Origin of the sequence: Gloeocapsopsis crepidinum LEGE 06123 (assembly GCF_015207655.1) — a bacterium.
In the GTDB taxonomy this organism is placed as follows: Bacteria; Cyanobacteriota; Cyanobacteriia; order Cyanobacteriales; family Chroococcidiopsidaceae; genus Gloeocapsopsis; species Gloeocapsopsis crepidinum.
Window position 1 is genome coordinate 1 of record NZ_JADEWN010000008.1, and the last position, 12,270, is coordinate 12,270.

The 12,270-nt window shown below is 42.4% G+C and carries 15 protein-coding genes; 7 read left to right on the forward strand and 8 right to left on the reverse strand.

Annotation, left to right across the window (positions count from 1 at the left end; genetic code table 11):
* From IQ230_RS04735 to IQ230_RS04750, 4 genes are all read right to left on the reverse strand, one after another.
* On the reverse strand, positions 1–165 hold a 165-nt coding region (locus IQ230_RS04735; protein WP_193930922.1), incomplete at its 3' end, for a helix-turn-helix domain-containing protein.
* A gap of 59 nt (positions 166–224) precedes the next feature.
* Complete coding sequence (locus tag IQ230_RS04740) at positions 225–395, reverse strand: hypothetical protein (RefSeq protein WP_193930923.1); 171 nt, start codon at positions 393–395, stop codon at positions 225–227.
* Between the two features lie 10 nt (positions 396–405).
* Positions 406–708 carry a hypothetical protein gene (locus tag IQ230_RS04745; protein ID WP_193930924.1) on the reverse strand — a complete coding sequence of 101 codons (303 nt, stop codon included), beginning with the start codon at positions 706–708 and terminating at the stop codon, positions 406–408.
* Positions 709–832: 124 nt separating this feature from the next.
* Positions 833–1,423: a MarC family protein gene (locus IQ230_RS04750; protein ID WP_193930925.1), complete on the reverse strand. Its 591-nt coding sequence runs from the start codon at positions 1,421–1,423 to the stop codon at positions 833–835.
* Positions 1,424–1,651: 228 nt separating this feature from the next.
* Here IQ230_RS04750 and IQ230_RS04755 point away from each other — a divergent pair, with 228 nt between their 5' ends.
* A complete protein-coding gene (locus IQ230_RS04755; RefSeq protein WP_193930926.1) occupies positions 1,652–3,067 on the forward strand; it encodes an aspartate ammonia-lyase in 1,416 nt (471 codons plus the stop codon).
* A 192-nt stretch (positions 3,068–3,259) separates the two neighbouring features.
* Complete coding sequence (locus IQ230_RS04760) at positions 3,260–3,466, forward strand: hypothetical protein (protein WP_193930927.1); 207 nt, start codon at positions 3,260–3,262, stop codon at positions 3,464–3,466.
* A 161-nt stretch (positions 3,467–3,627) separates the two neighbouring features.
* Here the strand turns inward: IQ230_RS04760 and IQ230_RS04765 are convergent, their stop codons facing one another.
* Positions 3,628–5,460, reverse strand: coding sequence for a PstS family phosphate ABC transporter substrate-binding protein (locus IQ230_RS04765; protein WP_193930928.1), 1,833 nt, complete (start codon positions 5,458–5,460; stop codon positions 3,628–3,630).
* 344 nt (positions 5,461–5,804) lie between these two features.
* Here IQ230_RS04765 and IQ230_RS27300 point away from each other — a divergent pair, with 344 nt between their 5' ends.
* From IQ230_RS27300 to panD, 5 genes are all read left to right on the forward strand, one after another.
* Positions 5,805–5,927: a GAF domain-containing protein gene (locus IQ230_RS27300; RefSeq protein WP_265576193.1), complete on the forward strand. Its 123-nt coding sequence runs from the start codon at positions 5,805–5,807 to the stop codon at positions 5,925–5,927.
* Positions 5,924–6,901, forward strand: coding sequence for a DUF362 domain-containing protein (locus tag IQ230_RS04770; protein ID WP_193930929.1), 978 nt, complete (start codon positions 5,924–5,926; stop codon positions 6,899–6,901). Before IQ230_RS27300 ends, IQ230_RS04770 begins: the two co-directional genes overlap by 4 nt.
* 376 nt (positions 6,902–7,277) lie before the next feature.
* Positions 7,278–7,484 carry a hypothetical protein gene (locus tag IQ230_RS04775; protein ID WP_193930930.1) on the forward strand — a complete coding sequence of 69 codons (207 nt, stop codon included), beginning with the start codon at positions 7,278–7,280 and terminating at the stop codon, positions 7,482–7,484.
* A 219-nt stretch (positions 7,485–7,703) separates the two neighbouring features.
* Positions 7,704–8,243: an inorganic diphosphatase gene (locus IQ230_RS04780; RefSeq protein WP_193930931.1), complete on the forward strand. Its 540-nt coding sequence runs from the start codon at positions 7,704–7,706 to the stop codon at positions 8,241–8,243.
* Positions 8,244–8,342: 99 nt separating this feature from the next.
* Entirely contained in the window at positions 8,343–8,726 is a 384-nt protein-coding gene (gene panD / locus IQ230_RS04785; protein WP_099701211.1) for an aspartate 1-decarboxylase, read from the forward strand.
* On the opposite strand, the gene IQ230_RS04790 is transcribed toward panD, so the two are convergent.
* The 3 genes from IQ230_RS04790 to IQ230_RS04800 form a co-directional block, all read right to left on the reverse strand.
* Complete coding sequence (locus IQ230_RS04790; RefSeq protein ID WP_193930932.1) at positions 8,699–8,992, reverse strand: FeoC-like transcriptional regulator; 294 nt, start codon at positions 8,990–8,992, stop codon at positions 8,699–8,701. The two genes, panD and IQ230_RS04790, sit on opposite strands and share 28 nt — an antisense overlap.
* A gap of 65 nt (positions 8,993–9,057) precedes the next feature.
* A complete protein-coding gene (gene feoB, locus IQ230_RS04795) occupies positions 9,058–11,382 on the reverse strand; it encodes a Fe(2+) transporter permease subunit FeoB (protein ID WP_193930933.1) in 2,325 nt (774 codons plus the stop codon).
* Positions 11,379–11,987: a FeoA family protein gene (locus IQ230_RS04800; protein WP_193930934.1), complete on the reverse strand. Its 609-nt coding sequence runs from the start codon at positions 11,985–11,987 to the stop codon at positions 11,379–11,381. Before IQ230_RS04800 ends, feoB begins: the two co-directional genes overlap by 4 nt.
* Positions 11,988–12,270 lie beyond the last annotated feature (283 nt).

Consider the following 12,270-nt stretch of genomic DNA (forward strand, 5'->3'; position numbering starts at 1 on the left):
AGTGGTGATCGCTCGACAATCCCCCGTTTGTGCCTCGCGTTTCAACCACAGGTCTAAGGTATTGCGGCTGATATTCAACATCCGACACACTGCACTTTTGCGTTCGCCGTGTTTCACTGCCGCCAGCGCTTTGCGGCGCAGGTCGTAACTGTAGGGGGCGGGCATGGGCACTTCCTCAACTCTCCTCTGCCCCTATAATAACGTCCTAATCTGATTGTGTAAGGCTATATTCCCACATCTATGGGTCCTTCCACAGCAGAATATTGTGTTTCTAGAGTCAGTGTGGTTCTATCGCTGATCGTCCAACTGACAACAGGTGCAACTAAATATCGCTGTTGTTCGTAGAAATCAACAAAGCTTTCTGTTGTCTGAACCGCAGCATTTAAGCGATACAAGATGGTTGCTTTAGATTGAGTGAACCAGAAAGATCAATCGCGCCACGATAGAAGTTATAGCTGCCGGCAGAACCTTCCACAGCATAATATCGTGTTCGTCAAATTGCGTCGTTAAGTTACTGTGGAATTGACAGCTATCAATTGTTAATTCTATTGCTTCGTGCAAGTGAATCTCTCGCTGAAATCCTTGCCCTAATTGAGGAGGATACTTCAAAGTTGTGTTGGAGTAGTTTAATGAATTGGGTTGTTGCAGCGTAGGGTTAGCTTTTTGCCAAAGTTCCTCGTAAGCTTGCGCTGAAATTGTGGTAGTCATGTGGCGATCGCGTGTTTGTCATTAATTTATTATTGTTAGTTTAGAAAAACTCTCAATATTTTATTAGCAACGGTAGTAGAAATTTGGGTAAGTATGTGTTGCAATCTGAAAATTACAAGAGTGGCTAGAAAAACAATTCCTTGATTCCCTCGCTACCAATTTCAATCGCCAATGCAGCAAGGAGAAAACCAAGAAGTTGCGTAACGATGACTGCACCTTCAGCACCAATCCATTTGTCAACGCGCCCTGCTTGGCGTACGATAAACCACGTCACAACCATTGCTGCAACTGTACCAACGACAACACTGATATGTGCATTAGGCGACTCTGACATTAACAACATGACAGTAGTAATCGTTGCAGGACCTGCAAGTAAAGGCAACGCTAGCGGAGTAATCGCGACATCCCGTCCTTGTTCTACGATTGGCGTATCTAATTCGCCTTCGAGCATTTTTAAAGCAATTAATAACAGTAATAGCCCTCCAGCTACTCGTAACGATGCAATACTGATGTGCAAGTAATCAAGAATAAATTGACCGCCGAAGGCAAAGCCTAAGAGTACTGCGATCGCCACAATACTAGCTTTATCAACGACTCGGTTACGTTGCTGTGGTTCCATACCCTTGGTCAGAACTAAAAATATCGGTGCATTACCCAAAGCATCTGCAAGGACAAATACCGCAACAAAGGTTCTAACTAGGACAGATATATCCACAATGACAATCCTTAAATAGGAGCGAGGGGGAACCAGTGCATTGCGGAGGTGTCCTCCGTTGTAGCAACTGGCGTCGAGGGGCGAGGAGTGAGACTTGATCCAAGATTGTACAAGATGCTACTCATGATTGGGAAATTCAAAGGATGAGTAATTATCCACTGCTAGGTTTTGTCAAATCAATAAATCTGGCATCATACCTGAGAGTGATTTATTTTTGCACCTGCCAACATGACTCAACAAGATTCACAAGTACGAATTGAATGCGACTCAATGGGAGAACGACAAATTCCCCATCATGTTTATTATGGTATCCAAACCTTGCGAGCAACAGAGAATTTTCCGATAAGTGGACTTAAGCCTCTACCAACATATATTGATGCTTGTGTGTTGATTAAGAAAGCTACAGCGATCGCAAATGGCGAACTTGAGTGTATATCACCTGAACTTAGTCAAGCAATTGTTGCAGCAGCAGATGAGGTGTTGTCGGGTAAGTTGCGCGATCAGTTTGTTGTCGATGTTTACCAAGCAGGTGCAGGAACTTCGCACCATATGAATGTTAACGAAGTCTTAGCTAATCGGGCTTTAGAAATTTTAGGTGATGAAAAAGGAAACTATCAGCGCGTCAGCCCAAACGATCATGTAAATTACGGTCAATCGACAAATGATGTCATTCCGACAGCAATTCGTATTGGAGGCTTATTAGCACTAAAAAGAACGCTTTATCCAGCTTTAACAAGTGCGATCGCTGCTTTAGAGAACAAAGCTATAGAATTTCAAGATATTGTCCGATCGGGTAGAACACACCTACAAGATGCGGTTCCAGTAAGACTAGGTGAAAACTTTCGTGCTTGGGCACAAATCATCCAAGATCACGAAACTAGAATCAAAACTGCTGCACAAGACCTGACTATTCTCGGCTTAGGAGGTAGTGCAGCGGGAACAGGGTTAAATACACATCCCCAGTATTGCGATCGCGTTGCGCAAATTTTATCGGAATTAATGGATCAACCATTACGTTCTGCACCTCATCTTATGGCAGCAATGCAGAGTATGGGATCATTTGTCAGTGTTTCGGGGGCTTTACGCAACTTAGCGCAGGATTGCGTCAAAATTTCCCACGATTTACGATTGATGGATTCAGGACCAAAAACAGGTTTTAAAGAAATTCAACTACCACCCGTACAACCTGGATCTTCAATTATGCCAGGAAAATACAACCCTGTGATGGCAGAAATGACTTCAATGGTATGCTTTCAGGTGATGGGTTATGACAGTGCGATCGCCCTCGCCGCACAAGCTGGACAACTTGAACTTAATGTCATGATGCCACTCATTGCCTACAATCTGATTCACAGCATTGAAATATTAGGTAACACGCTAGCCGCGTTAACCCAACGATGTATTAAAGGTATATCCGCAAATCGCGATCGCTGTTTTGCTTATGCCGAAGGTAGCTTAGCGCTGGTGACAGCCCTCAATCCTTATATTGGCTACTTGAATGCAGCCGCAGTTGCCAAAGAGTCGCTAGAAACAGGTAAATCACTCCGACAGATTGTTCTCGAACGCGGATTAATGACAGCAGAAGATCTAGCCAAAATATTAAATCTAGAACAAATGAGTGCAATGCGCTCTACACAAGGATAGGCTCTTTTTTTTAGAATACATAGGTAGGTAGGCGAAAATAAGCGCACCTTAAGAACTGGTAATTAGTTAATGGTCAATGGTTCATGGCAAACTGCTATTAATTATTCACTATTAACCAACATAACAAAGTGTGATATTTAATTGTGCCCACCTACTTAAATCTAAAAGTCCTTAACGAGGAGAAATAATCAGTTGACTACTACTGCGATTACGAGAAAAAACCTTATTTATAGTTTGCTAACAGGTTTGATTATTGGTATATTTATTGGCGCACCTTTAGGCTGGTTTACACACCAATTTTTTGCCGAACGTCGTCTAGCCGAGGTTTTGATTTGCCGCGAAAAGAACCGCAATCAACCTGAAGCTGTGTTACAGTCGATGTGTGGTTCTAGATTTTAAAGAATTTGTGTTAGATCTATTTCCATTAATTGCTCTTACTTACGTTTTTGTCTGTCTAATAGTCAATGATTTATGGTGTATTGCTATTAACTAACATAAAAAAGTGTGATGTGTAATTATGCATACCTACTTATGTAGTTAGTTATTAATTATATAGCTATTCAACGAATCGGAACAAAACCTGCTTGTTCTACTAATTTTTGTCCTTCATCAGTTGTTAATAAATTAACATAGCTGACTCCTACTTGCTCGTCGAGTTTACCATCGCGTTTGACGATCGCAAACAGCCGACGTGTTAGCGGATAGGAACCGTTAGTAAAAGCTGTTTTGTTCAATACCGTTTCGTTTATACCAACAAAGGGGGTAACAAACATTTCTCCTGACGCTATGGATATGGGAAGAGGATAAATCGTTTTTTGTCCTACAACAACCGAGGCTGAACTATAGCCAATAGCGCCAGGATTAGCAGCAACTTTGAGAATTGCTTCTGTTGCTGTACCAACAACTTGTACATTTTTACCAAACTCCCTTCCGGCTAAAACTCTTTGTTGAACAACATCTGCAGTTCCACTGACTTGAGGAGTAAAACTATATGCTGTAATTGGCAGATCTGAACCTCCTACACTTTTCCAGTTAGTGATTCTTCCTGAAAAAATATCTTGTAGTTGTGCCAAGTTTAGACCCACAATAGGATTACGCGGGTGAATAAAAAAAGTAATGCCATCAATAGCAATAGGAATTTGTTCTAAAGCAAATCCACGCGCTTTTGCTAGGGCGATCTCGTCTTCTTTTAAAGGACGCGACGATAGGGTAAAACTCAATTCACCGTCCAGTAGCATTTTAATACCAGCAGCAGAACCTTGAGGAGTACCAACGGGTTCAACAAAACGCAACTGAAACTGCTTTTGTGACTGGCTAATTGTAGAAAGAATTCCTGGAGAACGCAATGGTGCTAGGGTAGGAGAACCACCGTAATTAAATACTCCTTGAGGAACGTTTGGAACCTCAGCTAAGGTTTTGTAAAAAACAAGATTATTAGTGCGAACTTCTGAAGCGATTGGGCTAAGAATAATAATTTGAATCAATCTGTAGAGTGAAATTGTTACTGCTAAAGCAGTGGCAATAATACCAATTCGTAGTAAGAATTGAATATTAGTGTGGTTATATGGCATAGTGTTTAAGTTCAGTTGTTCATCTTGTGAAAGAACTTTTTCCCTTGAACTTTTTTGATGAGAACTATTATTCTGAGTAATCGCTAAACTGTTTTCTTTTACTTTAACTAAACTCGATTGCTGAAGTTCTCGAATATTTTTTATATCATTTTCACTTTGTTGAAATTTTGGTTTTCCTTGCTCATTTAATGTTTTTGGTGAGATCAAATCGTCATGACTTACAATTCCTTCAATGATGTAATGTTGATAAACTGATAAGTTTGCAATTTGCTGCTCATAGGTTTGTTCGCTAGGGAAGATCACCGTTTCTTGTGCTGAAAGCGGAATAAATAAAGTGATCAATTTTTCTTGACTTAAAGCAGTATGACATTGTTGACGAATTTCAGAAGAAAGGACTACTCCAGGGCGGGCTGGTTCGTAATTCCATAGGTTAGATATAACCTTTGTTTCTACTAAAGTTGATGGATTATTGCGGTCAATAACTGTTAATGGTCCTTTTTGTAAGTAAGTTAAAATCATTTCTAGATGAAAGCTAAGCAGTGTTTCGTCTAAGTAATAACAGGCAAAGTAAGGGATGACACTGCCGTTTTGATCGATTCCATCAGCGTACAACCATCCAAATAATGTTTGTTCAGAAGTGATTTGATATAAGTAAATAGCACGATATCCTAAAGTAGGAGGATTAGAAGGTTCCCAGTAGTATGAAATGATACGATCGCTAAATGCTTTGCGAACTTCAAGCGGCACTTGTTGACTTACAAGCTGTTTCAATCCTCTACCTGCAAAACTCGTGCAATGGAGTTGTCTTAGGAGTAAATCCATCAGCTTACTTGCAAAAAAAAATTAAAACAATACTATCTTGAGGAGAATTTTCAAGCAACTCCCCCACAAATATTAGTAGGTATGTACAGAATCAGCAAGAAATTTCCTAAGTCTGTTAATTACAATAACTTTCAATTCATAAAAAATTTATATTTTCTTCTATTACCAAATTTCTCAGCATTAGTTACGGTGTAAATAATCAAAAAACTGCAAAAATGTCAATAGTGATGGCTTTATCAGCAAATACTTCAGACCAAACAACAAATCAAAATTGCAGCAGTCATAGCGATTTCAATATTGCCAGTATTAGATACGAAAGCTAGCGCTGAAAATTTAAATTATTTTTGAGATTACTGATTGCGCATCAGTGCGATCGCCCGCGTGTTTGGCAAGATAATGAGATTAGCTTGTTTTTGCGCTTAGCAACTCAAGTCGGTTTTGCCATTAGTCAAAGTGATTTTACATGAATTCGCAACCACTCGTTAGCCTAATTCAAGCTCAATCCTACGAACAAGACTTATTGCGAGATGCTTTAGAAACTTTACTACAGCCTTTGGGAGGACTGACTGGTTTTGTCAAGCCAGGCGATCGCGTTTTGCTCAAGCCTAATTTACTGACTGGCTCGCGTCCTGGAAAAGAGTGTACCACTCGTGCTGAATTAGTCTACACCATAGCACAGATGGTTATGGATGTTGGTGGTAAGCCATTTTTAGGAGATAGTCCAGCATTTGGCAGTGCTAAGGGTGTAGCGATCGCCAATGGATATCAGTCATTGATATCTGACTTGCATATCCCTGTTGTAGACTTTCACGGACGACGTTATCAAACTGTCAGTGAAGAATTTAATCACTTGCTGCTGTGTAAAGAAGCGATCGAAGCTGATGTTGTCATTAATCTACCCAAAGTAAAGTCACACAGTCAACTGACATTAACTCTAGGTGTGAAAAATCTTTTTGGCTGCGTTCCAGGAAAAATGAAAGCCTGGTGGCATATGGAAGCAGGAAAAGATCTCAATCGCTTTGGGCAAATGCTCGTCGAAACTGCACGGACAATTAACCCAAACTTAACAATTATTGATGGTATTATTGGACATGAAGGTAATGGTCCCAGTGGCGGCGAACCGCGACAATTAGGTGTATTGGGTGCTGCTGCTGACGTATTTGCTCTGGATCGGGCAATGATAGACCTGCTGCAAGTGCAGCCAGAATGCGTACCAACCATCACCGCGCAAGCTCGTCTGGGACTGTGTGCAGATATTACCCAAATTCAATTTCCCCACTTACATCCTACTGCGCTACAGATCGATGACTGGAAATTGCCAGACGCGCTGACACCGATTGACTTTGGAATGCCCCGCGTGATTAAGTCCACATTTAAACATCTCTACATCCGCTGGATCAAAGAGCCAATCAAAGCTTACGCTGCTGGTCAAAACCAATAAGCGTATTTACTCAAGTGTAAACTTTGCTACGATGAGCAGCTATAAGTTTGGATTAAGCTGTAATCACCCTCCGATTGCTCAAGCAACCGCCATAAAGCTAGCTAATGGCGGTTTTTTATGTTGATAAAGCAGAGAATCAGAAGGTAGTTGGGTAGTAGGGTAGTAATGATCAAATCTTTCCCACACTCCCATCTTACTAGTCACTAGTCACTCATCACTCCTCACATAATTACGGATACAAGAGATAAGATTTGTTGGTTAGCGAACAGTGTGTTAGAAAAGAGTTGCTAAAATGGCAGTAAGAAGGTAGTTTTCTACCTTCTAATGTGTCAAACATTGTTTAGGTTCATTACAACAGGTTCAGTAGAACTTCTTTATGGAATCAAGTAGTAGTCAGTCTGCCAGCTCAGTAGAGAACCCTTCTCATAAGTTGGCAGACATTGTAGGAACAGCAATCGCTTTGTTGACTCTGACAGTCCCACTTGTGGCGATCGCTCAGTACTCTGACAAAAATCTTCTGACAAACGTGCAACCCATATCATATCCTTTGCAAAGAGCAGGAATGAAAACCGGCGAATGGTGATGTAATTTATGTTGGTTTGAAACTGACTTTAGTACTACGGTTAGCTAATGGTGAAGGGTTGTCAGCCCTGGACTTGTTAGTTATGCACTTAGCTAACAGCTAACAGCTAATCGCTTTTTTAATAGCTAAGAGTTTGCAGTTGTCCGTCATACCCTAAAATGCTACACGGGGAGCTAACGGAACTGCACCCTAAATTAGCTGTTAAATTGGAGTGATGTTGTGGACTTAACCCGTATTCCGGCGCAACCAAAACCAGGCGTCATCAATGTTTTAATTGAAATCACCGCTGGAAGTAAAAATAAATACGAATACGATAAAGATTTACAGGCTTTCGCTTTGGATCGAGTTCTGTATTCTTCGGTGCAATATCCTTACGATTATGGCTTTGTCCCTAATACTCTCGCTGATGATGGCGATCCTCTTGATGGTATGGTATTGATGGACGAGCCAACATTTCCAGGGTGTGTGATTGCAGCACGTCCCATTGGAATGTTGATTATGATTGATGGTGGCGATCATGACGAGAAAATTTTGTGTGTTCCCGACAAAGATCCACGCTACCAACACGTCAAATCGCTTGCAGATCTTGCACCACATAGATTAGATGAAATCGCTGAATTTTTCCGTAGCTATAAGAACTTAGAGAAGAAAGTTACAGAAATTCGTGGTTGGCAAGATATTGACCAAGTTATGCCTTTGGTAGAAAAGTGCATTGAGGCAGGTAGCAAACAAGGGCGCAATTCTGAAGCTGAAGCATAATACACACAACCTCAAGAGAAAGCCATTATCATAACGTTAGAGTCGTTTTCTTCAGTTTATTGAAGAACGATTCTAGCACTCAACTCTAGCGCCTCTTTCATGCAACGAACGCTACTATTAGCTAAAATTCACAGTTGCACGCTCACTGCGGCTAATCTGAACTATGTAGGTAGTGTCAGTATCGATCAAATCTTACTCGACGCTGCAGGAATACTACCTTACGAGCAAGTGCAAGTTGTTAACGTTGCCAATGGAGAAAGATTGATTACATATGCGATCGCCGCTCCAGCAAATTCAGGAGCAATTGAGTTAAATGGCGCTGCCGCAAGACTCGGTATGCCAGGCGATCGCTTAATTATTATGACTTATGCACAATTCACACCCGAAGAACTCAAAACTTACTGCCCGACAGTTTTACTAGTAACTGAAAACAATCGTCTCCTTGAAGTCCGACGCTACGATGATTTATTAGCGCAGGTTTGATTCATTGAACGAACACCACAATCAGTTGTCATAGCACCTGGTAGTTCTGTAGTTAACCATTCGTAAAATTCAAGATGTTCTGGACAACAGCTAACGCAACCATGACAACAAGGTGGAATCGGTAACTTTCGCACTCTACCTTTGCGGACGAGTTGCTGTAGCATTCCCCGCAGCGCATCAGCATCAATACTAAAGTGAAGCTCCATTTGGGCAAGCGATACTTTTCCTTGCTGTGCTAGATAGTCTTGAACTTCCCGTAAAATCATCGCTAAAAATGGTTTTTATCCCAATTCGTAATTGTTTATTCTCCCCAGCACCTCAGCACAAGAAGCTACCTATTTGCATCAGCCTTAAAGCGAAACTGTTTAATTCTCGCAGGGCGTACCAGCTTCAAACTAACAAGTGCGATCGCCATAGCAATCGCAAGCCCAATAATCCATGCGATTGAAGTGCCAGGATTGCGCGTAAAGGTAGCTACTTGATAAAACAGCACTGCCGCCCAGTAAGCAAGCCCAGTCGTCCACACTGCAGCAAAGGTTGTCCATCCTAAATTCGTTTCCCGAAAGATCGCACCTGTTGCCGCGACACAGGGAAAGTACAACAGTACAAATAGTAAGTAAGCAAACGCGCCAACCTTACCATCGAAGCGTCTTGCCATTTCCCCAAACGTACCTGTAGTAACTTCTTGCTCCTGTGCAGCAGCGCTGAGTGAACTAACGTCACCAATTGATATCCCCAGCGGGTCGAGTAAGGTATTAGGGAGTTCTGCTAAGTTGGCAGGAATGCTAGCAAATGCCTCGCGAATACCACCCCAGAAGTCAAATGCTTCCTCTGCAACATCCGTTGCTTGTGCCAGTTGACCGTAAAGCGAATCTAGCGTACCAACTACTGCCTCTTTTGCAAAGACACCTGTAAAAATGCCGACTGTCGCTGCCCAATTATCTTGACGAATACCCATAGGAGCAAAAACGGGAGTGATTGAGCGACTCATAGAACTGAGAACCGATTGTTCGCTATCTTCATTACTAAACGAGCCATTTGTACCCACTGAGTTTAATAAGCTCAACACCATGACCATCAACACAATAACCTTACCAGCACGCAACATAAACGCTTTCAAGCGATCCCAAGTACGCAATAGTACGCCCTTAAGCTGCGGTACATGGTAGGGAGGTAACTCCATGATGAATGGGGATGCTTCTCCGCGCAGCAGCGTGTTCTTGAGAACTAAACCTGTAAACACCGCCATAGCAATACCAATGAGGTATAACCCAAACACCACATTTTGACCGCCAATCGGGAAGAATGCTGCTGCAAATAGTGCATAAACGGGTAAACGTGCGCCGCAAGACATGAAAGGATTCATCATTACCGTCAGGAGGCGATCGCGTCGGTTTTCTAACGTGCGCGTCGCCATAATTGCAGGTACGTTACAGCCGAATCCGACTAACATCGGTACAAACGATTTACCAGGAAGTCCGACAAAGCGCATAAAGCGATCCATCACAAACGCCGCCCGCGCCATATAGCCCGAATCTTCCAAAATTGACAAAAACAAAAATAGCAATCCAATGATCGGAATAAACGTGGCGACCGTTTGTATTCCTCCCCCTACACCATGCGCCAGCAGAATTTTCAACCACTCAGGGCTACCAATTTGCGCTAGCCACTCCCCAAAGCCATCGACAAGGATTGTCCCTGTGAAAATGTCAAAGAAATCAATGAAGGCACTGCCAACATTGATCGTGAGCATAAACATCACGTACATCAACGCCAGAAAAATCGGAATACCAAGCCAGCGATTGAGGACGACGCGGTCGATTTTATCAGAAACGCTGCTACTGACTTGTCGAGTCCGTTCTGCGGCTCCTTGAATTAAACGGCGCACAAATTCGTAACGACTATCCGCAACTAAAATGTCGATATCTTCGCTTAACACCTGATGAATTTTGCGGCGATTTTCCACGATAAGTTTGTATAACTCTTGTCCGCGCAATTCAGGCGCAATCGATTCGTATTCGAGTAACTTGATGGCGTTCCAGCGTGGATCGACGACACGATCGTGACTGTGTTGCATCACTAAAGGAACAAGCTGCGCGATCGCGTCTTCAACGACTGGTGGATAGGCAACGTAGGTATGTGGTTTGGTCAGTTTTTGCAGTTGCTGATAAATTTTCTCCCGTAGTTCCTCTAAGCCCTCCGCCCGCTTTGCTACAATGGGTACAACTGGACAACCAAGGCGTTGTGCGAGAATGCCAAGCTCGATGCGTAAGTTTTGTTGGGCGATATCCATCATATTCAACGCGACTACCATCGGTAGGCGCATTTCTAAAATTTGCGTGGTGAGATAGAGATTTCGCTCTAAATTTGAAGCATCAACAATGTTGACAATTAGCTCAGCCTCACCAGAAAGAAGATAATTGCGGGCAATGGTTTCATCGAGTCCGGTTTCTGTATCTGTAGCATCAAGCGAGTACACTCCTGGTAAATCAACGATCGCAACATGCCAACCGCGATCGCGATAGCTACCCTCTTTGCGTTCGACTGTCACTCCAGACCAATTTCCGACACGTTGATTAGCACCAGTCAGTGCATTAAATAATGTTGTCTTACCACAGTTGGGATTACCCGCCAGCGCAATTGTCCGCTTCGTCACGATTGCACCTCCTCAATACGCAGGGCATCGGCTTCGTCTTTGCGCAAACTGAGGTGGAAGCCTCGCACTTCAATTTCGATTGGATCGCCAAGAGGCGCATGACGGGTGACAGTAAACTCGGTTCCTGGAGTGAGTCCCATCGGTAGCAATTTTTCTCGGTAGGCGCGGGCTGTTTGTTCATAACCAACGACACGCCCTCGGCAACCTACTGCCAAATTCCGTAGTTTGGCATTCATCTTGTCTTCCCTGTGCTGAGCAATTTGATATACCGCTGTTACTAAAACTTTGTGCGCCATGCCTGCACCAAGACCAATGCGGGTGTCTTGAATACCCACCACTACAGAACCACTGCTAGTACGGCTAACGATCTGAAGCTCGCATCCTAAAGTTAAACCCATATCAATCAAACGACGTGCTAATCCATCTTCGCCATTAAGTTTGACAATCCACACGCGATCGCCAACATTTGCCATTGCTAAGGGAAACGATGTTTGGGCTGTATGCGCGTTGCTCTGTTCTTCGTAGGATTTAGGTGTTCCACCAAAAAATGTAAACTCCCATCCTTTACGACTTTGGGGGTGTTGTACATTGTTCGGGTCTTTCATGCGATCGCTCTCCCGAATTACTTACAATCATTCTCATTTTATTTAAAAATATTCTCAAATAAAGTTAAAAAAAAATCAGTTTTTAAGAGAAATTTTATATTTAAATTTACAAATCTTGATTCTTATTGCCAAGAATAAACTGAAGCAGCAAAAATCAAGAATATACCGCAAACGCCTTTATTTCCTCGATTAGAAGCATTTAATATACTTTGTCAAGTGAGTAATCACTTATTGATGTGAAGGATATCAACTTTATATTTATTGCAAATAATCTTCATTTATT